Raw genomic sequence first — 25,206 nt, forward strand, 5'->3', positions numbered from 1 at the left:
CCCAAACGACTAACCCAGTGCCCTTTGTAACACCGTGAGATCGAAGGTGCGTGCGGTCGGGGCGCGCTCGGAGGCGGTACCGAGTGGTCGTCCGACGACAACCCGGCAGTAGTGGGACCGGATCGGCGCCAGGAGGGCACGGATACCGCGTGCGGCCGCAGTGCTCCGTTCCGCGGTGAGCGATTACCGTACTTGCCGGCTCCGGAGAAGGCAGGCCGGCCGACCGCGTCAGGAATCGATGGAGTCGTCTGCCGTCAGCCCGGAGAGCCGTGGACGCCGATGCCCGGGCCGGAGGAAGCGAGGCCCAGACCGGTACGGCGGCGCTCCTCGAGGAACTCGATGCGCCGGGCCTGTTCGTCGGTGATCACATCGCACACCCAGTCCCAGTGCAGCGCCACCCGGTCGCCGGCACAGAGCCCGTCGAGCAGCGTCAGTCCACCGGCCGAGCAGCGTACGGTCTCCTCCCGCCACGCGCCGTCGGCAAGCCCCGCACCGTCCCAGCACAGCGGGCGTGACCGCACGGTCGCGAAGTCCCTGTCGGCGGCCACCACCACTCCTGTACGGACGCGGCACTGGTCGAGCACGGACAGGGCGGTCGGATGGCCGCTCGACCGCAGCATCGGGGCCCACGGATACACCTCGAACACCTGGAAGCTGTGATGGGCCAGGGCGCGCCGCCCGGCCTTGCGCCAGGTGCCGCCGGGCTGTCCCCGGAACCGGTCGCTCATGCGCTCCACCAGAGCGGCGGGATCGGCCCGGTCCAGCAGCTCGTTGCCGATCCAGTACGCCTCGACCACCCGCACGTCGAGCGGGTCCGCCAGCCCGGCCGTCTCCGCGAGGAACTGGAGATAGCACCAGGCCCCCTCGAACCGCCGGGCGCGCCGCTCGATCTCGGCGGTGGCGTCACGGCGCAGGAGGGCCGTCGCACCGGCGGGGCCGCAGTAGCCGAGCTCGTTGGGCGGATAGGCGTATCGCGCGAACAGCAGGGCGCCCTCGGCACTCACTCAGCAGATCCTCGGTAGTTGTTCGCCGATCGGCAGCCCGATCACCCGGCTCCCGCCCAGCCCCGTCCTCGCCACGACCATCCCGGCGTGATCCGGAACGCAGCTGCCGATCCGGCAGGCGGACCTGCCCAGGGGATGGGCCCGCATGGCGGCCAGCACCCGGTCCGCGTCCGCGGCCGGGACGATCGCGATCAGTTTGCCCTCGTTGGCCACCTGGAGCGGGTCGAGCCCGAGCAGACTGCACGCGTCGCGCACCTCGGGCGGCACGGGAAGCAGCCGCTCGACCAGTTCGACGCCCACGTCCGAGGCGCGGGCGATCTCGTTCAGCGAAGCCGAGACGCCCCCGCGTGTGGGGTCCCGGAGCACATGGAGGTCGGCACCGGTGGCGAGCATGGCGGCGACCAGTCCGTGCAGTGCTGCGGTGTCGCTCTCCACCGTCGTGCCGAATTCGAGGCCCTCCCGGCAGCTCATCACGGCCACACCGTGCACACCGATGTCGCCGCTGACGAGCACCGCGTCGCCGGGCAGCGCCCGGCGGGCATGGACGTCGACACCGGGAGGGATCACGCCGATGCCCGAGGTGTTGAGGTAGACGCCGTCACCACTGCCGTGTTCCACGACTTTCGTGTCCCCGGTGACCAGGCGTACGCCGGCGTCCTCGGCGGCCCGGCCCACCGCCTGTGCGATCCGGCCGACGTCGCTCAGCGCGGTGCCCTCGGCGAGGATGAAGGCGGTGGACAGGAACAGCGGCGTCGCACCCGACATGGCCAGGTCGTTGACCGTGCCGTTCACCGCCAGCTCCCCGATGGACCCACCGGGGAAGAACATCGGCTTCACCACGAAGGAGTCCGTGGAGAAGGCGAGGCGCGTACCGGAGCCGACCGTCAGTACGGCCGAGTCACCGAGGTCGGCGGCGGCCGCGGCACCGTACGCGGGCAGGAACAGGTGCTCGATCAGCTCGCCGGACATCGCACCGCCGCCCCCGTGACCCATGACGACGGACGGGATGTCCCGCAGCGGCACCGGGCAGGCCCACCCCTCGAAGTCGAGACCGGGCACGTCGTTCACCACGGCGGTCATTTCCTGCATCGCGTCAGTCACCTCGCATCGACCAGTTCCAGGCGGCGGTGGGTGTAGTACGCGGCGCACGCGCCCTCGGACGACACCATGGTCGCGCCGAGCGGATTCCTCGGCGTGCACTCCTTGCCGAACGCCTCGCACAGATGGGGCTTGATCAGGCCCTGGAGGACTTCGCCCGAGCGGCAGAGCGACGACTCGGCGGTGTGGATGTCCGTCACGTCGAACCGCTGCTCCGCGTCGAACGCCCGGTACTTCTCGGAGAGCCGCCAGCCGCTGCGGGGAATCTCCCCGATGCCGCGCCAGGTCCGGTCGGTCACCTCGAAGACATCGGCGAGCATTTCCATGGCGGGCACGTTGCCCTCCTCGCGCACGGCCCTGGGGTAGGCGTTCTCCATCTCGTGCCGGCCCGCCTCCAGCTGGACGACGGTCCGGCGGATCCCTTCGAGGATGTCCAGCGGCTCGAAGCCGGTCACCACGATCGGCACCTTGTACTTCCGGGCCAGCGCCGGGTACTCGGCCGTCCCCATCACACTGCACACATGGCCCGCGGCGAGGAACGCCTGCACCCGGCACGTCGAGGACTCCATGATCGCGGCGATCGCCGGCGGCACCAGCACATGGGACACCAGCAGCGAGAAGTTCCGCACACCGAACCGCTGGGCCTGGTACACCGTCATGGCGTTCGCGGGGGCGGTGGTCTCGAACCCGATCCCGAAGAAGACGACTTCGCGGTCGGGGTTCTCCCGGGCGATCCTCAGCGCGTCCAGGGGCGAGTACACCACGCGCACGTCGCCGCCGGCGCTCCTGACGGAGAAGAGGTCCTGGCTGCTGCCGGGCACGCGCAGCATGTCGCCGAACGAGCAGAAGACGACGCCGGGCCGGGCGGCGATCGCCAGCGCACGGTCGATGGTCTCCAGCGGGGTGACGCAGACGGGACATCCCGGTCCGTGGATCATCTCCACACTGTCCGGCAGCAGTTGGTCGATGCCATGCCGGATGATGGAGTGGGTCTGGCCGCCGCAGACCTCCATCAGGGCCCACCTCCGCGTGGTGGCCGCGTGGATCCGGTCGATCAGCTTCTTCGCGAGATCGGGGTCGCTGAACTCTTCGAGATACTTCACCGGCCGACTCCTTCGGGAGACGCGTCCTGCTGGGCCGCGTGGTCGAAACCGTCTCCGAACTCCTCGGCCAGGATGCCGAGCCGCTCGAAGTCGGCAAGGGTGTCCAGTGCCGACCGTTCGTCGAGGCGCTGGATGGCGAATCCGACGTGCACGATGACGTATTCGCCGACGGTCGCATCGGGGATGTACTGGAGACACACCTCCTTGCGCACCCCGCCGAAATCGACCTCGGCCATCACGGTGCCGTCGACTTCGGCGGTGCTGAGGACGCGCCCCGGAACAGCCAGACACATGGTCTCTCTCCTCTGTGGATCCCTCTTGAGGTACGGCGGTACGGTCGTGCGGCGGCATCAGACCGATGCGGCGATCATGAGCTGGCCGAGGGCGATCCCGCCGTCGTTCGGGGGGAGCAGAAGCGGCCGCAGAACGGTGAAACCCCGTTCGGTCAGGCCGCGTTGCACCGCTTCGAGCAGTACGGCGTTCTGGAATACGCCGCCGCCCAGCGCCACGGTGGAGAGTCCGGTGCGGGTGCGGCAGAGGTTTGCGAGGCGGACGGCCAGAGCGGCGAGGGCGGTGTGGAGACGCGCGGCGATCAGCTCGGCCGGAACGCCGGCGCGTACGTCGGACACCACGGCCCGGATTACGGGGCCCGGATCCGCGACGGCGGGTTCCTCCCCTTTCCCCTGACGGATGGCGAAGCGGTAGCCGTCCTCCGCCGCGGTGGGGCCGGCTGCGGCGGCACGGGCCAGCCCTTCCAGTTCCATGGCCGCCTCCGCCTCGTACGTCACCACGTGCCGGACGCCGGCCAGGGAAGCGACCGCGTCGAAGATCCGGCCCACGCCCGAAGTGGGCACGCAGCCGAATCCGGTGGCGAACTGATGGGCCAGTACGTCGCGTTCGGCGGGCGGGCAGGCGCGGACCGCGGGCATGTCGTCGTCCCAGGGGACGCCGGCCGCGTGCAGGTGCGCGAGGGCCATCCGGTACGGCCGCAGCACACTCGCGTCGCCCCCGGCCAGCGGTACGTACCCCAGGTGCGCGGCCCTGCTGGACGACGCGTAGCCGGCCACCAGGACCTCGCCGCCCCAGGCCGCCCCGTCGGCGCCGTGGCCGGTGCCGTCGAAGGCGATGCCGATCACGCGCTCGTCCGCGCCCAGGCCGTGCTCCGCCATCACGGACGCGATGTGCGCGTGGTGGTGCTGCACGGTGCGGACCGGCCGCCCGGCCGCGTGGGCACGAGCCCAGTCGCCGGAGTGGTAGCCGGGGTGACGGTCGGCCACCAGCCGGGTGGGCACCACCCCGGTGAGGTCCTCCAGATGCTTCTCGGTCCGGGTCAGGGCGCCGACCGTGGACACGTCGTCCATGTCGCCGATGTGCTGGCTCAGCCAGGCGTAACGGCCCTCGGCCAGGGCACAGGTGTTCTTCAGGTCGGCTCCCACGGCGAGCGTCGGGGGCACGTCGAAGGGCAGTGCGAGCGGCAGCGGGGCGTATCCGCGCGAGCGGCGCAGCGGCAGCTCGGCACCGGCGGCCCAGCGGCTGACCGAGTCGTCGCACGGTACATGGATGCGCCGGTCGTGCCGTAGCCAGGCGTCGACCAGCGGTGCCAGAACGGTCATTGCGTCGCCGTCGTCGGTGACGATCGGCTCGCCCGACAGATTGGCCGACGTCATCACCAGCGCGTCCGGGCCCGGATCGTCGTCCCCGATCCCGAAGAGCAGGACGTGCAGCGGGGTGTACGGAAGGAGCAGCCCGAGGTGGGGGCTGCCGGGCGCCACGGCGTCGGACACCCCGCCCCCGGGACCGGCGGGATGCCGGGGCAGGAGCACGATCGGACGGCGGCCTCCGGACAGGAGCTCCTCCTCGTCCGCCGTGACGGTCACCAGCCGCCGCGCGACGCCGAGATCCGGCACCATCACCGCGAACGGCTTGCCGCCGCGCTGCTTGCGCCGGCGCAGCTCGGCCACGGCCGCGTCGTCGCGGGCATCGCACACCAGGTGGTACCCGCCGAGCCCCTTGACCGCGATGATCCCGCCCTCTGCGAGGAGCTTCCGGGCCGTACGCAGGGCGTCCTCGTCACGGGACAGGGACACGCCTTCCCGGCCGACCAGTTCGAGCCGCGGTCCGCAGTCGGGACAGGCGATCGGCTGGGCGTGGAAGCGCCGGTCGCGCGGGTCCTCGTACTCCGCCCGGCAGGCCCCGCACATCTCGAACTCAGCCATCGTGGTGGCGGCCCGGTCGTACGGCAGTCCGGTGACGATCGTGAACCGGGGGCCGCAGTGCGTGCAGGTGATGAACGGGTGGCGGTAGCGCCGGTTCGACGGATCGCCCAGCTCGTCGAGGCAGTCCCGGCAGGTGGCGATGTCGGGAGGGACCAGCGTCCTTGCCCGGTCGGACGCGCTGGAGGGTTCGATGGTGAAGCCCGTACCGCCGCGCGTCGGCAGCTCGGTCGTACGCAGGTCCTCGACGACCGCGAGCGGAGGAGCATCGGCGCTCAGGCGGCGGCCGAACTCCTCCACGGCCCCGGCCGCTCCCTCGACCTCGGCGAGCACCCCGTCGCCGGTGTTCGTCACCGAGCCCGTGAGCAGCAGCTCCGAGGCGGTGACATAGACGAAGGGCCGGAAGCCCACGCCCTGCACGACGCCGCGCACCTCGAATCTGCGCCGGATCCGCTGCTCCCGGCCGCGGCCCATCATCTCCAGCCCCGACAGGGCCTCCTGGGCCTTCGCGCGATCGATGAGCTCGACGGCGAAGCCCATGTGGAGAAGCACCCAGTCGTCGCGACCGGGCGCCTCGTCGAGCATGCCGATATTGACCCGGCGCCTGGCGCCCTCCACGTCCACCAGAGCCAGCTGGCCCGCATACCCGTCCACGATCTCCACGACGCGGCCAGGAATGCCTAGGCACATGATCAGGATCTCCGGGGTCGGGTGCTGTTCACGGACGCGGTCGGTACGGCCGGCACGAGCTGCCGGATCAGGGTGTGCACTGCCTGCATCGCCTCGGGCACCGCGCGGTCGACGGCTTCGCCGAGCCCGATGCCCTCCTCGACTCCGGCGGGTGTGCAGCCGACGAGGTAGGTGAGCGGAAGCGTACCGCCCAGTTGATCCAGGTTTGCAAGGACAGCTACCGGATTCATCCCATGTGCGTCGAATTCACCCGAACCGAGGTCCTCCACACCGATGCGGAGCACCGTCACCTCCCCGGGGGCGCCGCCCCCCGGGTAGGCGTCGACCAGAACCAGCGCGTCGTACCCGTCGAGCAGGTCGTACGCGAGATGCATGCCGCGGATGCCGTAGTCCACCACCCGGACCTGCGGGGGCACCCCGCCGTCGTGGGCCAGCCGGCGCACGACCTCCGGGCCGAAGCCGTCGTCGCCGAGAAACAGATTTCCGATGCCCGCGACCAGCACCCGGGCAGCGGTGTCGGGTTCCTTCGTCATCGTCGGCGCAGCCGCCCACTCCACTCGGGTCGGGATTCACATCGAACGGATGCGCAGGTATCGGCGGATGTCGGGGATCGACCTGATCCCGACCGCCACGGCGACGAGCGCCACGGCCGTGGCCGCTCCAGCGGTGATGAGGCCCAGGGTCTTCATGAGCGGTTCTCCTCTCGGTGCTGCGCCGTCTCCTCGGCGCTCAGGGGTGTCAGTTCGTCGGGCGCGAAGTAGAAGTAGCGGCCGTACCAGTCGTGCAGGTCCGCAGCGGGATCGTCGAGAAGGACCAGGGCGATGTGCGTACCACCGTCCACGTCCGAGAGGACGGCCGTCACCCGGGCCACCTGGCCGGCGAAGAACAGATCCTGCGCGTCCGCCCGCCGGGAGGGGTGGACGCGGACCAGGCTGTCCTTGGCCACCCGGACCCCGTCGATCACGACCTCGTCGCTCCCGGGCCGTACCGAGGCGTCGGCCGCCGGGTTCCACCAGGGTGCGCCCGCGGTGTCGAAGGCGGCGGGTTCCACGTCCCGGACATCGGCCGCCGGGTCCACGGGAGCCGCGGGCGGCGGCCGGTGCGGGTCGCGCAGCAGGCCGTGCAACTGCTGGAGGCCGGCCGGCGACATGCCGTCGCACCGGTCGATGATCTCCCGGGCCCGGGGATCGGTGGCACGGGCCTCCGCCTTCTCCTCCTCCGTCATGGTCATCACACGGAGGGTCAGGATCTCGTCGATCTCGGTCGAGTCGAACAGTGCTCCGGGGCTCTGCTCGGCGACCTCCGGGTAGTCGTACAGGATGATCGGCGCACCGAGGAGCGTGTCCTTCGTGCCCTTCGGTCCGGCCAGCACGGGCCAGCACCTGCGCTGGCGGCAACGGCCGGCGGCCGCCGCCGCCCCGGCGGGCGGTTCGAGCAGTGAGACGAACCCCGCGTCGTGCGCCCGCAGCAGCAGATGCGCGCCGATCAGCGAGGACCGGATCGCGGCGTCCTTGGTGGCCGCGGGCTCCGGATGCTCGTTGCGGACCGCCACCGAGAGACGCACGTATCCGTCGTCGACGACGGCCCGGGTGCGGACCCGGACCGTCAACGGCAGCCGCCGCCGCACGATCCGGCCCACCATCACATCCCGCGCGTCGGTCACCGGCTCGGTGTCCTCGCCGCCCGGGACCTCATGGACGGTGTCCGTCACCTCCCCCAACGGCAGGGCGGTCAGCACGACTTCACGCTCGACGGCCTCGTCCCAGGACATCACCGGCACCCCGTCGACGACGAGCTGCTCGACCGGTGCGTCCACCCCGTCCCCGCCCGTGCTCCGCACCTCGCGGGCCTGGAGCTGAAGGAAGCGCAGATGCACGGTGACGGCCGGCGGCCCGTCGTGCGGTGCCAGCAGGCACTGCATCTCCATCTCCGGCTCCTCGCCGAAACTCGCCGCCGTCGCGTGCGGCGGGCCCAGGACCCCGAACTGCCAGCGCGACCGGTTCTTGTGCGAACTCGCCCGGTACGGGTACAGGAGGTACCCCTCGTACAGGACGGCGTCGGCGATCGAACGCACCTGGTCGAGACTCACAGGACCACCTCGTCGTGCTCGGCCAGGAGGGCCTGGACCGTCTCGTCCCAGCTGATCAGCCCGCGCCGGGCCCGGAAGTCCGCGAAGCGTGCCAGCACCTCGTGGTCCAGCCGGATCCATCCGGTGCTCGGGTAGTGCGCCGCCACCATGCGTCGCCACACCTCGACCGGCATGGGGTGCCGGGCCTCGCAGTCCCACGGCACCTGCTCGACCCCGAAGCCCTTGCTGCCGCGGGTGAAGACCGTGCCCGAGAACATCAGGGCGAGGGGCACCGAACCCTCGCCCAGGGCGTGCAGGTAGCGGGAACCGATCACGTCGAAGTCGTAGGTGCAGGGCAGGGCGAGATCGACCTCGGTCGCACCGCTGAACCCCTGCACAGTGGTGTCGCAGCTCATCCACTGGAACGGCCTCAGGGTGTCCGTCCAGCGCTCCCGGCCGCCGAACAGCGCCACCAGGCCGCTCTGTTCGGCCTCGTCGTAATGGCGCCGCTGCGGCTCGATGCGGACCTGGCAGTGCAGCGCGATGGCGTGGATCCGCCGGCCCGTCCGCTCCTCGATCCGCAGCCGCGCGGTCAGCTGCGGAGCGGCCGCGTACGGATCGGCCACCACGTCGAGCACGGAGAACGCGAAGTCGTTCACGGCGCCCCGATCCCCGCGGCGGGCCGGCTGCGGTCCGCCACCCGGGCGAAGAAGCCGTCCACTGCGGCACGGGCCTCGGCACCACCATCGAACCCGCGCCACAGCGAGCGCAGTTGCCCCACCAACTCGTAACAGGCGTCGATCGGCACCAGATGGCACGAAGCGTCGCTCCGGGCCGTACGCCGGATCAGCAGCGCCTCCACGTCCGGACGCAGCACGGCGAGCTCCGGGCACGACTCGACGACGGCATCCCAGGCGTCCAGCGGCAGTTCCGACTCGGTGGCTCCGGCGGGCCCGGGGTAGAACGCGACCATCCGGTCCTGGACGGAGCTGCGGAACAGGAAGGCGAGCCCCACGGGAATCTGCAGCTCGTCCCAGGCGCGCCCGTCCACGGTCAGCCCGGCGAAGTGCAGATATCGCTCGGGGACCGCCCGGTAGCGCAGCTCCGCGTTCTCGTCGGTGAACAGCAGACAGCAGGCCCGGCAGGAACACATCAGAGCGCGGCTGTCGAGGTTCACCACATGGGAGTGGGTCTCGCCGATCGGTTCCGCGCACATCTCGCAGCGCTCGCCGGCGGGCGGCCGTGGCCGATTGCGCCTCAGTCGCAGCAGGGTGGAGGCCGGCGAGGCGGAACGGCCGGCGGGGATCACGGTGCCACCGCCGCGGGGACCGCCACCGAGACCGCGGCACCGTCCGACAGCAGGGGCAGCGGGGCCAGGTGGGCACCGTCCTCGTCGAGGCAGATCCCGGCCCGCCGCACGTCGTAGTGTGCATGGCACCCGGCGCAGCGCAGGATCGCGTCACCGGACCGACCGCCCAGCCGACGCGCCAGCGTGCCACCCTCGAACGGATGCTCGCAGCGCGCGCACCGGTCCTCGAAGGCGAAGAGATCCGTGCCCACCCGGCAGGCCACCACCGGCATCCTGCCGACACCGAACCGGGCCACGGCGCCGGACTCCAGCCCCGACAGCTCCGGCACGGCCTCCCACGACGCGCCGTCGTCGCCGGCCGTCCCGGGCTCCGTGCGCAGCCGGGTGAACAGCGAGTCCACCGCTACCAGCGGCCCCGCTGCCCCGGCGCCCTCACCGGCCGCGGTCTCGACCTCGATCGAGGTGATCTCCGGCGCCGCCGCCTCCACAGCACCCTGTACGGCCAGCCTGAGCGTGACCGAGGACGACGGGCAGCCGTCACAACTGCCCAGCAGCCTCAACCGGACGGTGCCCTCGTCGGTGACGGCGAGCAGCTCCACATCGCCGCCGTGCGAACCCAGATACGGTCGTACGCTCTCCAGGGCCCGCTCGACCCGGGTCTCCACGCCGTACGGATGCAGCCCGTGCACCAGCAGGACGCCGGCCACCAGCTCGTCGTCGGCCAGGGCGGCCAGGACCTCGTCGTCCAGCCGCCCCTGCTCGTGCACGAGGTCGAGCAACCGTTCCAGCCCGGCACCGTAGAAGTCGGTGACGAGCCGGACCAGTTCCTCGCTGCGCTCGCGGGCGACCGCGCCGCCCGAGCCGCTGGCGGCGATCAGGGTGTCGATGCGTTCACCGGTCGTCCGCCAGTCGGGCGCGGCCGGGGAGTCCTCCCGCGCCATCACTCACTGCCCGCGGACTGGGTGGGGGAGTGCAGGAGCTCCAGCTTCTTGCCCTCGCCGAGATACATGTGCACACCGCAGGGCAGACAGGGATCGAAGCTGCGCACCGTGCGCATGATGTCGATGCCCTTGAAGTGCTCCCGGTCGTTCTCCTCGAAGATCGGCTGGCCCTGCACGGCGTCCTCGTACGGGCCGGGAGTGCCGTACGTGTCACGGGGACTCGCGTTCCACGGAGTCGGCGGGTACGGGTGGTAGTTGGCGATCTTGCCGTCCCGGATCACCATGTGGTGGGAGAGGACACCGCGGACCGCCTCGGTGAACCCGCAGCCCACGCCCTCCTCGGGGACCTCGAACTTCTCCCAGGTCTTGGTGTTCCCGGAGCGGATCTCCGCGAGGGCCTGCTCCGCGAAGTGGAGCGCGCAGGCGGCCGCGTAGGCCTGGAAGTAGCTGCGTGCCCGGTTGCGCTCGATGGTGTTGCTCCACTTCGGGACGTGCCACTCCAGCTCCACCGGCCCCTTGAGGGCGGTCTTGGGGAGGTTGATCCTGACACTGTGGCCGGTGGCCTGGACGTAGCCGATGTCGACCAGACCGGCCAGCGCGGTGGTCCACAGCCGTGCGAGCGGACCGCCGCCCGTGTCGAGCGCCAGGTAGTCCTTGCCGTCGAACCACCGCGGTGACATGACCCAGCTGTACTTGTCGTCCAGGTCCCGCTTCTGCGGCTGCGGGTTGGTGTGCTGGTTCCAGGGGTGACGCCGGTCGACCGGATTGCCGAGCGGGTCGTGGGAGACGAAGGTCTCCTGCTCGTCCCAGTCGTTGTAGTACGACGAACCGAGCAGGATCCGGATGCCCAGGTTGATCTTCACCAGGTCGGTGGTGACCAGCTTCCCGTCGACGACGACACCGGGGGTGACGTACATCTTCCGGCCCCAGGCGGTCATGTCCTTGTACTCGAAGTTGCAGTGCTCCGGGTCCTGGAAGGAGCCCCAGCAGCCCAGCAGGATGCGCCGGTTGCCGACCTGCTCGTACCCCGGCAGGGCCTCGTAGAAGAAGTCGAAGAGATCGTCGTGCATCGGCACGACCTTCTTCATGAACTCGACGTACCGCTGGAGGCGGGTGATGTAGTCCGTCATCAGCTGGATGGTCGCCACGGTGCCGACCCCGCCGGGATAGAGCGTGGAGGGGTGCACGTGCCGGCCCTCCATCAGGCAGAACATCTCCCGGGTCATCCGGCTGACCTGGAGCGCCTCGCGGTAGAACTCGCCGGTGAACGGGTTGAGCGAGCGCATGATGTCGCCGATGGTCTTGTATCCGTGCGCGTCGGCGTGCGGGGAGGGGGTGCGGTTGGCCTGTTCCAGTACCCCGGGGTTGGTCTCCGCGACCATCTTCTCGCAGTAGTCGACCCCGACCAGGTTCTCCTGGAAGATGTTGTGGTCGAACATGTACTCCGCGGCCTCGCCGAGATTCACGATCCATTCGCCGAGGTTCGGCGGCTTCACCCCGTACGCCATGTTCTGCGTGTAACAGGAACATGTGGCGTGGTTGTCACCGCAGATTCCGCAGATGCGACTCGTGATGAAGTGCGCGTCCCTGGGGTCCTTGCCCTTCATGAAGACCGAATAGCCCCGGAAGATGGAGCTGGTGCTGTGACACTCGGCGACCACCTTCTGCTTGAAGTCGATCTTTGTGTAGATACCCAGGCTGCCGACGATCCGGGTAATGGGATCCCACGCCATTTCGACGAGGTCGGTCTTTCCCTGGCCGCCCCCGGCACCCTTGTGCTGCGTTGCGGTCATTGCGCCGCCTCTTCTTTCTTTCCGTTGCGGTGATGTACGTGGTCACTCACCAGGTGCGTGTGGCGCCGGTGGTGAGTTTCTTGCCGGGCTTGCGCCATTTCGGTTCACGGTCCAGGGCATGGGTGGTGAGGCCGCGCAGCCGCCGGATCGTCGATCCGTAGAGTCCGACCGCGTTGGTCGAGAGTTTTCCGCCGGGGGGCTCGTCCATGAACGGCATGAACTTGTCCGGGAACCCGGGCATGGTGCAGCCGATGCAGATGCCACCGACGTTGGGGCAGCCGCCGATGCCGTTCATCCAGCCGCGCTTGGGCACGTTGCACTTGACCGCGGGACCCCAGCAGCCCAGCTTGACGATGCACTTCGGTGAGCCGTACTCCGTCGCGAAGTCGGCCTGCTCGTAGTACCCGGCCCGGTCGCAGCCCTCGTGGACCGTCGACCCGAACAGCCACGTCGGCCGCAGCGCGTCGTCGAGCGGGATCATCGGCGCCTGGTCGGTGGCCATGTAGAGCAGGTAGGTGAGTGTCTCCGAGAGGTTGTCCGGCTGGATCGGGCACCCCGGGACGCACACGATCGGGATTCCGGCCTTGGACTTCCAGTCCCAGCCCAGGTAGTCGGGAACCCCCATTGCGCCGGTCGGGTTGCCCGCCATGGCGTGGATGCCGCCGTACGTCGCGCAGGTGCCGACCGCGACGACCGCGGTCGCCTTCGGAGCCAGCCGGTCGAGCCACTCGCTGGTCGTCATCGGCTGGCCGGTGGCGGGGTCGTTGCCGAACCCGCACCAGTAACCCTCGTCGTGCAACCGCTCGTTCGGAATGGATCCCTCGACCACCAGGACGAACGGTTCCAGTTCTCCGCGATCGGCCTTGAAGAACCATTCGAGGAAGTCATCGGCACCGCCGTTCGGGCCGCATTCGAAATCGATGAGCGGCCAGTGGACGGCGACCTGCGGAAGCCCCGGCAGGGCGCCGAGCGCGATTTCCTCGATGCTCGGCTGCGTGGCTGCGGTCAGTGCGACAGAATCGCCGTCGCAGCTCAGTCCTGCGTTGATCCACAGCACGTGGATCAGTGTGTCCTCGGCCTTTACCGCTTCCTTTGTCGGCATGGCAGTGTCGCCTTTCAGGATGACGGCCCAACCGGGCATCGGCCCCCACGGATGGGTACGCGAACATTGCTACCATCACGCCTCGATTCGTGGACACCGGCAACAGGGGAATTCGCCGCCCCGGCTCGTCACCGGGGGCCGAATGACGGCATGCGGTGGGCCGCTCGGGTGGTCCGGGCGGGGGACCGGCCCCTCGGTCGGCGCCACGGTCCTCCGGCGGCCCTACGGTCGGAGTCACCCGCGGAAGGACGAGGCACCGGTGCACGAGCTGGCCATCACGCAGAGCGTCGTCGACTCGGTGTGCGAGCGCGCCGGGGGGCGTCCGGTTCGCTCCGTCCGCGTCCGCGTCGGCGTGCTCACGGCCGTGGTGCCCGACTCGATGCGGTTCTGTTTCGGCCTGGTCGCGGAGGGAACGGCCGCCGAGGGCGCGCAGTTGGAGATCGACCAGCCGCCCGGCGCCGGCCGCTGCCGCACCTGTGCCGTCGCGTTCACTCTGACCGACCTGATTCTGCTGTGTCCCTGTGGCAGCGCGGATGTGGAGATCACATCGGGACAGGAACTGCAGATCGTCTCCATGGAAGTGGGCTGAACCATGTGCGGTACGTGCGGCTGTGCCGAGGACTCCGGCGGGACCAGGGTCGTGATGCTGCGGGAGGATGATGCGCCGGGCCACGGACATCCGCATCCGCATCCGCACCCTCATCCGCACGAGCGTCGTCAGCCGGGTGGAGCCGGTGGGACCGTCACCATCGAGCAGAAGGTACTCGCCAGGAACGACCTGCTCGCGGAGCGCAACCGGGCGTGGATGACCGACCGCGGCGTCGTGGCCGTGAACATGATGAGCTCACCGGGCGCAGGCAAGACCACCCTGCTGGAACGCACGGTCACCGACCTCGTCGGCCACCGGCCGGTGGCCGTCATCGAGGGCGATCAGGAGACCAGGCTCGACGCCGACCGGATCAGGCGTACGGGCTGCGCCGTGGTGCAGGTGAACACGGGGGCGGGGTGCCACCTCGACGCGCAGATGATGCGGGACGCCCTCACGGCGCTGTCCCCGGCCGAGGGATCGCTGCTGATGGTGGAGAACGTCGGAAACCTGGTGTGCCCCGCCCTGTTCGACCTGGGGGAGCGCAGCAAGGTGGTGATCATCTCGGTCACCGAGGGCACGGACAAGCCGCTGAAGTACCCGTACATGTTCGCCGCCGCCGACCTGATCCTGATCAACAAGTCCGATCTCCTGCCCCATGTCGACTTCGACGTCGAGCGGTGCGCGCAGCACGCGCGCTCGGTGAACCCGGACGTGCGCGTGCTGACGGTCTCCGCGACCACCGGAGAGGGCCTGGCCCACTGGTACGACTGGCTGGCGGAGCAGCGGTAGCCGCTCCGCCGCCGTACCGCGGTCAGCCCCGGGGGAACGGGGGCCGAGGGACCGCGGTGGCCGACGCCGGGCGCTCCTTGCGGACGAAGGCCCGGCGCAGCCGGTGGTACGGGTGGTGCGGGTCCGCGAAGATGCGGTGCATACGGTCGAGTTCGGCCTCCCGGTACGGAGCCAGGGCGACCCGGTCCCGTTCCTCCTTCTTCGCGTGGATCCGGGACTGCGTCGCGGGCAGGGCCGCCAGGCGGGTCGCCAGGGCGCCGACCTCCGAGTCGAACGACTGGGGTGCGCACGGGATCACCCTGTCGACCAGCCCGAGCCGATGGGCCGCGGCGGAGCTGACCGGCAGGGCGTCCCGCATGAGCCGGTCGGCAGCCGGCGCCCCCACCCGCCGCGGCAGCGTGTACGTCCAGTACTCCGATCCGTACAGCCCCATCAGGCGGTAATGCGGATTGAACACCGCTCCCGCCCTGCACCACACCTCGTCGGCGGCGAGGGCCAGCATCACCCCGCCCGCCGCGGCGTTTCCGGCCAGAGCGGCGACGACGAGCCGGTCCGTGGTGGTCAGCACCGCCTCCACCAGATCGTCCATGGCATTGATGTTGGCCCAGGACTCGGCGCCGGGATCGGCCGCCGCCTCGATCACGTTGAGGTGGATGCCGTTGGCGAAGAAGTCCCGGCCGCCGCCGACGACCAGCACCGAAGTGGGCCGGGAGCAGGCGAACAGGTAGGAGCGCAGCAGGCGTTGACACTGCGCCGTGCTCATCGCGCCGCCACGGAACGAGAAGGACAGGAAGCCGGTCCCGGCCTCCTCCCGGTAGCCGATCTCGGACCAGGTGTCGTCGTCCCCGCCCCGGTGCAGCGGAGCCGGCCGCTCGGGCACGGCGGACAGCCGCCCGGCCAGCGCCGAGGTGGCGGGGAGCTTGAAGGTGGCCGGGCCGCCCGGCGCCCGCCGTGGCCGCAGCTCGGGGATCCACACCGCACCGTCGGTGGTCGCCCGGCAGATCGCGCCGTCCCGGGTGGCCACCACATCCCCCGGACGCCCGCCCAGCCGGTAGTCGGGATACCCGCCGTGCAGGAACCACTCGCCCCCCAGCAACTCGTCGAGCACACCGGGCTGGGAGTCGGCCGCCCTGAGCTTGCGGGCCACCGTCGCGGTGGAGTCCGACCGCCAGTCGATGCGACGCAGCGATTGGCGGAACAGGGGGCGGCAGCCGGCGCCGGGGGCCTGCGGCGCCGGGGTGTACGTCCCCGACGCGAAGTGCGCGACCGCCAGGAGCACCGCCTCCACGGCGGCGTCCGAGATCTCGTTGCGGTACAGGTCGCTCTTGCCCACCGGGGGCAGCGGACAGGTCACGGACGCCCACACGTCGCCCGCGTCCATCTCCGCGTTCGCCTGCAGCACGGTGACGCCCCAGCGGTCCGCTCCCTCGTGGACGGCCCAGTCCAGCGACGAGGGCCCGCGGTCGCCGACCGGCCCCGGATGGACGACGAGACAGGTGTGGACCGACCAGACGTCCCTCGGGATCGCGGTCTTCAGGTACGGGGCCACGACAAGGTCCGGGCACTCCCGGCGGACGGCTTCCCGGACCGGGTCCTCCTCGTGCGCGAGCTGCACGGCAACGGAGTGCCCGTGGTCCCTCAGCTCCGCCTGGACACGTTGGGTAAGGCTGTTGAAGGCGCTTGCGACAAGCAGGATGTGCACGGCGATCTCCCGGTGGCTGCGGTCCGTCCTGATCGAGCCTGGGCGTGGGCTCCTGCTCAGCGGGACCCACTCGGCGGGAACATGCCGGGAATTCACCCGAAGCGCACTGAGCGGACAGGGATCCCACGCGCTGCTTCGCTCGTCGAACCCACCGGATGCTTCTCGCCGTGAAGCCACTACCGTGAAGATGTGACCCCGGTTCGCTCCGTGGGTCACGACGGAGGCACCGTGGGCGACAACGGCGGCAACGGCGAGAACAGCGGCGGCAACGACGACAGGGGATCCGGCCACTGCGGAGAAGCGCACCGTCGGCTGGGCACACTGCCGGGGGACCTCCAGGAGCGGCTCGACTCCGTGATGCGGGGACCGGTCGAGGCGGCCCTGCTGCTGGATGCCGTCATGTCGGTGGGCAGAGGACTCGATCTGCCCCAGGTGCTGCGCCGGATCGTCGAGGCCGCGGTCGTCGTGGTCGACGCCGAGTACGGGGCCCTGGGAGTGGTCGGTGAGGGAACCCGGCTCGCACAGTTCCTGCCGGTGGGCATCACGCGGGAGCAGCGCGAGGCCATCGGCCCCCTGCCCGAGGGACACGGCATCCTCGGCGAACTGATCCGCCACCCCGAGCCGTTGCGGCTGGTGGAACTCTCCGCTCATCCTTCGTCCTACGGGTTTCCGCCGAACCACCCCCCGATGCACTCGTTCCTGGGGGTCCCCGTCCGGGTTCGCGACAAGGTGTTCGGCAACCTCTACCTGACCGAGAAGCGGGGCGGCCGGGCGTTCGACGCCGAGGACGAGATCGCGCTGTCGACGCTCGCGGTGGCTGCGGGAGTGGCCATCGAGAACGCCCGTCTGTACGTGGAGACGCGCGACCGCCAACGCTGGCAGGAAGCCAACAGCGAGATCGTCGCGACCTTGCTGAGCGGAGCGGACGAGGCACACGTCCTGCGGATGATCGTTGATCACTCCGCACACGTTCTCGCCGCGGATCTCGGCGTGCTGGCACGGCCCGCAGCAGGGGATTCCCTCCGCGTGGCACAGGCGTCCGGGCTGGACGCCGAGATGCATCGCGGTCTGGAGCTGCCGCGAGAGGGATCGTTCGCCGGCGCCGCACTCGACGCGGGCGAGCCGGTCACCAGCCTCGATGTCGAACATGATCCGAGGACCACCGAGGGCTCGCCGAGGTGGGCGGGGCTCGGCCCCGCGGTCGCGGTGCCGATGGTCGCGGGGGAGCGGACCCGTGGGGTGCTGCTGCTGGCCCGGGTACGGGAACGTCCCGCCTTCACCGGTGCGGAGGCCGCGCTCCTGCTGGCATTCGCCGGACAGGCGGCACTGGCGATGGAGCTCACCGAACGGCGCGATTCCGCCGAGCAGATCGCCCTGCTGGAGGAACGCGACCGCATCGCCCGGGATCTGCACGATCTGGCCATCCAACGGCTGTTCGCCACCGGAATGACCCTGCAGAGCGTGGTGCGGCTCGTGGAACAGCCCCAGGCGAGTGAGCGGCTGTTGCGCGCGGTGGACGATCTGGACGAGACCATCAAGATCATCCGGTCCACCATCTTCGCACTCCGCGCCGGTGACTCGGGCCGGGCCGGCCAGGGGCTCCGTGCCCGAACGGCGGCCACGGTCGAGCAGGCCGCCCGGACCCTGGGCTTCCAGCCCTCGCTGCGGATGGGAGGACTGATCGACACCGATGTGCCGGCCGGGACCGCCGAGCAGGTGGTCGCGGTGCTCGGCGAGGCGCTGAGCAATGTCACCCGCCACGCACGGGCGACGGCGGTGGACATCTCACTGATGGTGGGGGAGGGCGAGGTGAACCTGGTCGTGTCCGACAACGGTGTGGGCATGCCGGCACACAGCGGTTCCCGGAGCGGGCTCGACAACCTCGCACGGCGCGCCGAGAAACTCGGCGGGGGGATGAGTGTGGGGGAGTCCGCCCAGGGCGGTACCCGGCTGAGCTGGCGGGTGCCGCTGCGACTCTCCTGATGCGGGGGCGGGGTGCTTCGAGGAGCCGTACGGTCAGATCCCATGGTGCTCGGCACCGGGTGGGGAGGCTTCCGAGGCGTGCGCGGCGATCACCGCCGCCTGGATCCGGCGCTCCACACCGAGCTTCGCCAGCAGACGGGAGATGTGGTTCTTGACCGTCTTCTCCGACAGGTAGAGGCGCTTGCCGATCTGGTTGTTGGTCAGCCCTTCACCGATCAGTGCGAGGACGTCCTTCTCTCTCGGGGACAGTGCCGACAGCGCATCGGTCTCCTTGTCGGCGCCGGAGCCGGACTCCTCCTCGCGCAGGCTGTTCATCAGCCGAGTCGTCGTGGCCGGGTCGAGGGTCGAGTGCCCGGAAGCCAGCGTCCGGACGGCGGCGACGAGGTCCGAGCCCTTGATCTCCTTCAGTACGTAGCCGGCCGCGCCCGCCATGATCGCGTCGAGCAGTGCCTCGTCGTCGTCGAACGAGGTGAGCATCAGGCAGGCCAGCTCCGGCATCCGTGAACGCAGCTCACGGCAGACCGTGATCCCGTCGCCGTCCGGCAGCCGTACATCGAGAATCGCCACGTCGGGGCGGAGCGCCGGGCCGCGGGCCAACGCGTGATCGGCCGTGCCGGCGTCGCCGACGACTTCGATGTCGGGTTCCGCGTCGAGCAGATCCTGCACGCCGCGCCTGACCACCTCGTGGTCGTCCAGCAGGAACACGCGGATCGGCTTCTGCGCCGAGAACCCCGTGTCGTCGCTCATGGCGGTCCTCCTCGCCCGCAGGGGCTTTGCGCGGTCCCGCTCGCCCTCGTCAGTCCGTACAAGCGGAACACACCAGGTGCGAACGGTCCCGTTCTCCGGTCCGTTCAGCCCTCGGGAGCGTCGGCCCGGGGCCGTACGGCCGCAGCAACCGGTTCCGTTCCATCGTGTGCTGCCCGGTACGCACGGCGCTTGGGCCGACCGGCCTGGTTCCGCGACCCGCCCAGCCCATGCCGCGGGCCGCACGGGGCGGCGACGGCATCGGCGACGAGCCCGGCCGGTGCCGTGTCGTCGAGTGCTTCGGTGAGCATCGTGGGTCTCCCGGGGGCGGGAAGGAACGATGACTTCAGCATGGAGCGGATCGCCCCACAGCGCGTATGGGGTCGTTCGCCCCTGTTTCGGTCCTGGCCGGCTCCTCGGCAGGGACGGCACTCAGGCCGATGCCGGGCCTTCGAGCCGGCAGTCCACGCCGACGATGCCCTCCACGGACTGAGCGAGGCGGGCGGCGACCGGAACGAGGGCGGCGTCGGCGACACGACCGCTGAGCGTGGCCACACCCCGGGTGACGTCGACCTTCACGTCCCGGCGCGAGTCGGGGAACAGGCGGTCGATGGCCTCGCGGCGTATTTCGGCGGCGAGGTCGTCGTCGGGGCGCAGGAAGATCTTGAGGAGATCGGCGCGGCTCACGATGCCCTTGAGGCTGCCGTCGGCGTCGACGACCGGGAGGCGCTTGACACGCCGGGCGGCCATGAGCCGAGCGGCCCGGGGGAGGGACGCGCCGGGCTCGATCGTGATGGCGGGGCTCGTCATCAGGTCCTCGGCCCGGACCGAGCCGGCCTTGGCCGTGTCGGCCAGGCGGCGCATCTGGTCGACCAGGCCGGGCGGGTGGTCGTGGAATTCCTCCTTCGGGAGCAGGTCGGCTTCGGAGACGACGCCGACGACCGGGCCCCCGTCTTCGACGACGGGCACGGCGGTGACCTTCCACCGCTTCATGGCGTCGGCGATCTCCTTGAATTCCGTGTCGGGTGCGACGGTGACGACGGTCTTCGTCATGACGTCACTGACGGTGTACCGGGTGGAGGTCATGGCAGGTTCCTCGATGGATGCGGGCAAGCGGTCGGCCGCTGCTGCGGGGAGAACGACGAGGGGCCGTGGTGGTCCGGGCGGGCATGGGCGGTGACCACGGCGTGGAGGTACGAGGCGTCGCACGGCAGCTTCGCCCGGTTGCGGCTGCGCAGGACCGCGAAACCCTGGAAGAGGCCGAAGTCGAGGAGGATCCGGGCATGGTCGCACTCGATGAGAACTTGCTGCCGGTGATGGTCCGGACGCAGCCGGGGAAGCGCAGCAGCGCGGGTCTCGTCCCGGGCGCGGCCAGGTGCGGTTCTGCCTCGGACATCCCCGGCCCCCTTCTTCGGTGGGTGGCAGTGTCCTCACCATCACATCCACGCAGCCGGGGCGGGAGAGGCCCGAAAGGTCCTGGCCGGGACCGACCGGCCCATGCGGAGCGGGCCCGTACCGGGAGAGCCCCGGCTCAGCCATGAGCACGGCCTGCGAGTGGGACTTCAACGGTTACGACCCCAAGGCGGAGCGGACGACCGAAGCCCTGTGCACGCTCGGCAACGGCAGATTCGCCACCAGGGGCGCCGCACCCGAGTCGCGCGCCGACGCGGTCCACTGCCCTGGCACCTACGCGGCCGGGTGCTACGACCGCCTCTACTCGGAGGTCGCGGGCGAACGGGTCGGCAACGAGGACATGGTCGACCTGCCCGACTGGACACGCCTGCGCTACCGCTGCCTGCCGGACGACGGACCGGCGGGGGACTGGCTCACCACCGATGACCCGAGCCTGCGGCGCCACCAGGTATCGCTCGACCTGCGCGGCGGCGTCCTCACCCGCCACCTGTTCTTCCAGGACGGCCAAGGCCGTCGGCTCCGCGTCAGCCACACCAGACTCGTCCACATGGGCGACCCGTACCTCGCCGCCCAGAGAACCACCTTCCACGGGTACGGCTGGAGCGGGGCCGTCGAGGTCGAGTCCGTCATCGACGGTGACGTCACCAACAGGGGTGTCGAGCGATACCGGGGGCTGGACGGACGCCATCTCACCGGCCACCGGGCCGGAGCCGGAGCGGACGGCGTGGCCTGGCTCTCCTGCCGGACCCGTTCGTCCAGGATCCGTATCGCCGTCGCCGTGCGCACGTCGTCGCGGCCCCTCGTGGCGGTGGGATCGAGCTGCACCGGGACCGGAACGGTCCAGAGCTTCAGGCTGCCGGTCTCCCGCGGGCATTCCGCCGCCGTGGTGAAGTGCGCCGCGCTGTACACGTCGCTGGACCGCCCCTCGGGCGACCCCCTGCCGCTCGCCGTCGAGCACGCGTCGCACTCGGCGCCGTTCGAGAGACTGCTGGCCTCCCACCGTGCGGCCTGGGAACGCCTGTGGAGCCAGGGCGAGCTGAAGGTACCCGGCGAAGCGGGGCGCATCCTTCGGCTCCACCTCTTCCACGTCCTGCAGACGCTGTCCCCGCACACGGCCGAGCTGGACGTCGGAGTGCCCGCCAGGGGCCTGCACGGCGAGGCGTACCGGGGACACGTCTTCTGGGACGAGCTGTTCGTACTGCCCTGCATCACCCTGCACTTCCCGGAAGTGGCGCGGGGCCTTCTCATGTACCGTCACCGGCGCCTGCCGGCGGCCCGTGAAGCGGCCCGCCGGGCAGGCCTGCGAGGAGCGATGTTTCCCTGGCAGAGCGGCAGTTCGGGAGCCGAGGAGACGCAGACGCTGCACCTCAACCCCCGCTCGGGCCGCTGGCTGCCCGACCACTCGCACCTGCAGCGTCACGTCGGATCGGCCATCGCCTGGAACGTGTGGCGGTACGGGCAGAGCACCGGCGACACCGGATTCGTCCAGGGACCGGGGGCGGAGCTGCTGCTCGACATCGCCGGCTACTGGGGCGCTTCGGCCACGTACGACGCCGGTCGTGGGCGCTACCGCATCCGCGGTGTGGTGGGACCGGACGAGTACCACGACGCCTATCCCGGGGCCACGGCTCCCGGGATCGACGACAACGCGTACACCAACGTGACCGCGGCCTGGGTGCTCGCCCGCGCCCTTGAGGCGTTCGGCGGGCTCCCCGAGGCCCGTCGACGGGAGCTGGCCGAACGGTTCGGCCTGGACGACGGGACGCTGAGCCGCTGGGAGGACATCTCCCGTCGGCTGTACGTGCCCTTCCACGGCGGTGTGATCAGCCAGTTCGAGGGCTACGGCGAGCTGGCCGAACTGGACTGGGACGCCTACCGCTCCCGATACTGCGACATCCGCCGGCTCGACCGGATCCTGGAGTCCGAAGGGGACACGGTCAATCGCTATCAGGCGTCCAAGCAGGCCGACACACTCATGCTCGGCTACCTCTTCCGCCCGGCCGAGCTGCGGTCCCTCTTCGACCGTCTCGGATACCGGCTCGACGACGAGACGTGGCGCGCGACGGTCGGCTACTACCTGGATCGCACCAGTCATGGTTCGACCCTCAGCAGCCTGGTGCACGGCTGGGTGCTCGCGCGGGCGAGAGGCCAGGACGCCTGGCGGTACTGCGAGGAAGCCCTGCTCAGCGATGTGGCGGATGTCCAGGGCGGCACCACCGGCGAGGGCATCCACCTCGGTGCCATGGCCGGCACCCTCGATCTCGTCGAACGGGGCGTCGCAGGACTGGAGGCGGGCCCGGACGGGCTCCACATCGACCCCGTTCCGCTCACGGAGTTGCCGCGCTGCACGTTCACCATCTGTTACCGCGGGCACCGGGGCATCCGTGTCCGTCTCCTGCCCGGCCGACTGGGGATCCGCGTGCCGCGCTCGCGACCGGCTGCCCCGCTGACCGTGTGTCTGCCCGGCGAGCGGCTGGTGACCGTGGCCGCGGGGGAGCAGCACTGGTTCCGCCTGCCGGCGCGCTGACTCCTCGCGGGCCCGGCGCGGTCCGTCGGACCGGTCGGCCGGCCCATGGCCCGCGCGCGACCGGGAACGGGCCGCGATTCTCAGTCCGTCCCGGGGGTCAACAGCTCGCCGGGGTCGGTCACGACCACATCGGCGCCATGGCGGCGCAGTCCGGCCGAATTGTTTCCTCCGGCCGTGCGGTCCACTCCCACCACCAGACCGAATCCGCCCCGCCGGCCGGCCTCGACACCGACCGTCGCGTCCTCCAGCACGGCCGTGTCCCGAGCCGGAACCCCCAGCCGACGGGCGGCCTCCAGGAAGAGCGCCGGGTCCGGTTTGCCCGGAAGACCCAGCCGACGCGCCTCGTTGCCGTCCACCACACTCCGGAAGAGGCCGATCACGCCTGCCGCGGTCATCAGCCCGGTCGCGTGACGGGACGCCGAAACAGCGGCGCAGGGCATCCGCTCACGCCGCAGTGTGTGCAGCAGACGGACGGTGCCCGGCCATGCGGCGACGCCGTGCGCACGCACGCTCGCGGTGAACAGTTCCTCCTTGCGGGCCGCGACGGCCCACACCGTGGCGGTGCCCGGCGCGTCACCGGGATCGCCGAGCGGCAGATCCAGCCCCCGGGAGGCCAGGAAGCCGGCGGCCCCGTCCAGCCGTGACCGGCCGTCCACGTGGCGGAGATAGTCGGTCACCGGATCGAACGGGCGCTGCCCGCCCGCGGCCGACAGACAGGCGTCGAAAGCACCCTGCCAGGCCGCGGCGTGGACCCGCGCGGAATCGATGACCACGCCGTCGGTGTCGAAGACCACGGCCCGCAGCGAGCGCAGGCAGGCGGCCAGGGACGGTGTGCCGGTCATGGCGGATCCCTCCGTCAGGGAGCCCTCTCCATGGCATCACGGCTGCCGGCCGAGGGCGCGCCGACCGCATCGGCGGGCTTGCGGTACCTGCCCGAACCACCTGGGCGAGTTCGCCGGACAAGCGGTGTGCGGCCGGGGCCGTCCGGCGGGCGGTGAGCGTTTGCCGGCCGTGCGGTGTGCGGCTGCGGTCCTTCGTTCCGCGATGAGCGTTTGCTGTACCCGCCGGCCGGCGTGAGGCTGGGAGCATGGTGCGTGCGCCGGCTTCGGAGACGCTGACCGGGTGGGCCGTAGGGAGCCCTGGTCCGATCGGGGACGGCCCGCTGGTGCCTGTGCGGCGAGCGGTGCCCTCGCCGGGGCCGAGTGAACTGCTGCTGAGGGTGGAGGCGTGCGGTGTGTGCCGCACCGACCTGCACCTTGCCGAGGGCGACCTGCGCCCGCACCGGGCGTCGACCGTTCCCGGCCATGAGATCGTCGGCCGGGTGGCCGCCGTCGGCGAGTCCGTCACGGGGTTCCGGCCCGGGGAGCGGGCCGGTGGGGCTTGGCTGCGCAGCACCTGCGGCCACTGCCGCTACTGCCGGGCCGGTCGCGAGAACCTCTGCCCGGCCTCCCTCTACACCGGCTGGGACGCGGACGGCGGATTCGCCGACGTCGCTCTCGTACCGGCCGACTACGCCTACCGGCTCCCGGAGGATCAGGACGCCGTCCTGCTGGCGCCGCTGCTGTGTGCCGGGATCATCGGCTACCGCGCCCTGCGCCGCAGCGCCCTGCCACCGGGTGGCCGGCTCGGGATCTACGGCTTCGGGGCCTCGGCCCATCTGGCGGCGCAGGTCGCGCTGGCCGAAGGAGCGAGGGTGCACGTGCTCACCCGGTCGGCCCGCGCCCGCGAACTCGCCGTCGACCTGGGCGCCTCTTCCGTGGGCGGTGCCTACGACCGTCCGCCCGAACCACTGGACGCGGCGATCCTGTTCGCACCGGTCGGCGCATTGGTGCCCGTGGCGCTGGAGGCACTGGACCGGTCGGGAACGCTCGCAGTCGCGGGCATCCACCTCACCGACATCCCCGTGCTCGATTACCGGCGTCACCTCTTCGAGGAACGGAACCTGCGCAGCGTCACCTCCAACACCCGGCAGGACGGCCGTGACTTCCTGGACACGGCCGCACGGATCGGCTTGCGGGTCACCGCCAGTCCGTATCCGCTGAGCCGTGCCGACCAGGCGCTGAGGGACCTGGCCGCCGACCGGGTCGACGGCGCCGCCGTCCTCGTACCGGGCTGATGGCCGGACCTGCTCGGTGGCC

General features: G+C 70.9%; 22 protein-coding genes. 5 read left to right on the forward strand and 17 right to left on the reverse strand.

What is annotated here, in order from left to right:
- Positions 1-254 precede the first annotated feature (254 nt).
- Genes ACFYY1_RS18810 through ACFYY1_RS18870 form a run of 13 tightly spaced genes read right to left on the reverse strand, consistent with a single transcriptional unit; the run spans position 255 to position 13,321 of the window.
- A complete protein-coding gene (locus tag ACFYY1_RS18810) occupies positions 255-1,004 on the reverse strand; it encodes a DUF6390 family protein (RefSeq protein WP_388586537.1) in 750 nt (249 codons plus the stop codon).
- On the reverse strand, positions 1,005-2,084 hold the full coding sequence (gene hypE, locus ACFYY1_RS18815) for a hydrogenase expression/formation protein HypE (protein WP_388586897.1): 1,080 nt from the start codon (positions 2,082-2,084) through the stop codon (positions 1,005-1,007).
- 17 nt (positions 2,085-2,101) lie between these two features.
- On the reverse strand, positions 2,102-3,205 hold the full coding sequence (gene hypD / locus ACFYY1_RS18820) for a hydrogenase formation protein HypD (RefSeq protein WP_388586538.1): 1,104 nt from the start codon (positions 3,203-3,205) through the stop codon (positions 2,102-2,104).
- Entirely contained in the window at positions 3,202-3,498 is a 297-nt protein-coding gene (locus ACFYY1_RS18825) for a HypC/HybG/HupF family hydrogenase formation chaperone (protein ID WP_388586540.1), read from the reverse strand. Before ACFYY1_RS18825 ends, hypD begins: the two co-directional genes overlap by 4 nt.
- A gap of 57 nt (positions 3,499-3,555) precedes the next feature.
- The gene (gene hypF / locus ACFYY1_RS18830; protein ID WP_388586541.1) at positions 3,556-6,108 is read right to left on the reverse strand and encodes a carbamoyltransferase HypF; all 2,553 of its coding nucleotides are present in this window, start codon (positions 6,106-6,108) and stop codon (positions 3,556-3,558) included.
- Positions 6,109-6,110: 2 nt separating this feature from the next.
- A complete protein-coding gene (locus ACFYY1_RS18835; RefSeq protein WP_388586543.1) occupies positions 6,111-6,641 on the reverse strand; it encodes a hydrogenase maturation protease in 531 nt (176 codons plus the stop codon).
- Positions 6,642-6,677: 36 nt separating this feature from the next.
- Positions 6,678-6,797: a DUF6893 family small protein gene (locus ACFYY1_RS18840; RefSeq protein ID WP_388586545.1), complete on the reverse strand. Its 120-nt coding sequence runs from the start codon at positions 6,795-6,797 to the stop codon at positions 6,678-6,680.
- The gene (locus ACFYY1_RS18845) at positions 6,794-8,197 is read right to left on the reverse strand and encodes a hypothetical protein (RefSeq protein ID WP_388586548.1); all 1,404 of its coding nucleotides are present in this window, start codon (positions 8,195-8,197) and stop codon (positions 6,794-6,796) included. Before ACFYY1_RS18845 ends, ACFYY1_RS18840 begins: the two co-directional genes overlap by 4 nt.
- On the reverse strand, positions 8,194-8,835 hold the full coding sequence (locus ACFYY1_RS18850) for a DUF6084 family protein (protein ID WP_388586550.1): 642 nt from the start codon (positions 8,833-8,835) through the stop codon (positions 8,194-8,196). Before ACFYY1_RS18850 ends, ACFYY1_RS18845 begins: the two co-directional genes overlap by 4 nt.
- A complete protein-coding gene (locus ACFYY1_RS18855) occupies positions 8,832-9,485 on the reverse strand; it encodes a DUF5947 family protein (RefSeq protein ID WP_388586551.1) in 654 nt (217 codons plus the stop codon). The genes ACFYY1_RS18850 and ACFYY1_RS18855 overlap by 4 nt, the downstream gene beginning before the upstream one ends.
- Entirely contained in the window at positions 9,482-10,426 is a 945-nt protein-coding gene (locus ACFYY1_RS18860) for a NifU family protein (RefSeq protein ID WP_388586553.1), read from the reverse strand. The genes ACFYY1_RS18855 and ACFYY1_RS18860 overlap by 4 nt, the downstream gene beginning before the upstream one ends.
- Positions 10,426-12,219, reverse strand: a complete 1,794-nt coding sequence (locus ACFYY1_RS18865) for a nickel-dependent hydrogenase large subunit (RefSeq protein WP_388586556.1) — start codon at positions 12,217-12,219, stop codon at positions 10,426-10,428. Before ACFYY1_RS18865 ends, ACFYY1_RS18860 begins: the two co-directional genes overlap by 1 nt.
- Before the next feature lie 46 nt (positions 12,220-12,265).
- Entirely contained in the window at positions 12,266-13,321 is a 1,056-nt protein-coding gene (locus ACFYY1_RS18870; protein ID WP_388586558.1) for a hydrogenase expression protein HypE, read from the reverse strand.
- Between the two features lie 259 nt (positions 13,322-13,580).
- Here ACFYY1_RS18870 and ACFYY1_RS18875 point away from each other — a divergent pair, with 259 nt between their 5' ends.
- Positions 13,581-13,910: a hydrogenase maturation nickel metallochaperone HypA gene (locus ACFYY1_RS18875; RefSeq protein WP_388586561.1), complete on the forward strand. Its 330-nt coding sequence runs from the start codon at positions 13,581-13,583 to the stop codon at positions 13,908-13,910.
- Between the two features lie 54 nt (positions 13,911-13,964).
- A complete protein-coding gene (gene hypB / locus ACFYY1_RS18880) occupies positions 13,965-14,699 on the forward strand; it encodes a hydrogenase nickel incorporation protein HypB (protein WP_388586564.1) in 735 nt (244 codons plus the stop codon).
- Positions 14,700-14,721: 22 nt separating this feature from the next.
- Here the strand turns inward: hypB and ACFYY1_RS18885 are convergent, their stop codons facing one another.
- Entirely contained in the window at positions 14,722-16,401 is a 1,680-nt protein-coding gene (locus tag ACFYY1_RS18885) for a hydrogenase maturation protein (protein WP_388586567.1), read from the reverse strand.
- Between the two features lie 357 nt (positions 16,402-16,758).
- Between ACFYY1_RS18885 and ACFYY1_RS18890 the strand changes: the two genes are divergently transcribed.
- Positions 16,759-18,384, forward strand: a complete 1,626-nt coding sequence (locus ACFYY1_RS18890) for a GAF domain-containing protein (protein WP_388586900.1) — start codon at positions 16,759-16,761, stop codon at positions 18,382-18,384.
- 33 nt (positions 18,385-18,417) lie between these two features.
- On the opposite strand, the gene ACFYY1_RS18895 is transcribed toward ACFYY1_RS18890, so the two are convergent.
- Positions 18,418-19,131 (reverse strand): response regulator, encoded by a 714-nt coding sequence (locus tag ACFYY1_RS18895; protein ID WP_388586570.1) that lies wholly within the window; start codon positions 19,129-19,131, stop codon positions 18,418-18,420.
- A gap of 429 nt (positions 19,132-19,560) precedes the next feature.
- On the reverse strand, positions 19,561-20,214 hold the full coding sequence (locus ACFYY1_RS18900) for a CBS domain-containing protein (RefSeq protein ID WP_388586573.1): 654 nt from the start codon (positions 20,212-20,214) through the stop codon (positions 19,561-19,563).
- Between the two features lie 451 nt (positions 20,215-20,665).
- Between ACFYY1_RS18900 and ACFYY1_RS18905 the strand changes: the two genes are divergently transcribed.
- Positions 20,666-23,068 (forward strand): glycoside hydrolase family 65 protein, encoded by a 2,403-nt coding sequence (locus tag ACFYY1_RS18905; protein WP_388586577.1) that lies wholly within the window; start codon positions 20,666-20,668, stop codon positions 23,066-23,068.
- A gap of 80 nt (positions 23,069-23,148) precedes the next feature.
- Here ACFYY1_RS18905 and ACFYY1_RS18910 read toward each other — a convergent pair whose 3' ends face one another.
- Positions 23,149-23,910, reverse strand: a complete 762-nt coding sequence (locus tag ACFYY1_RS18910; protein WP_388586580.1) for an HAD family hydrolase — start codon at positions 23,908-23,910, stop codon at positions 23,149-23,151.
- 245 nt (positions 23,911-24,155) lie between these two features.
- Here ACFYY1_RS18910 and ACFYY1_RS18915 point away from each other — a divergent pair, with 245 nt between their 5' ends.
- On the forward strand, positions 24,156-25,184 hold the full coding sequence (locus ACFYY1_RS18915) for a zinc-dependent alcohol dehydrogenase family protein (protein WP_388586583.1): 1,029 nt from the start codon (positions 24,156-24,158) through the stop codon (positions 25,182-25,184).
- Positions 25,185-25,206: the final 22 nt, after the last annotated feature.

Origin of the sequence: Streptomyces sp. NPDC001890 (genome assembly GCF_042891445.1) — a bacterium.
Classification (GTDB): Bacteria; Actinomycetota; Actinomycetes; order Streptomycetales; family Streptomycetaceae; genus Streptomyces.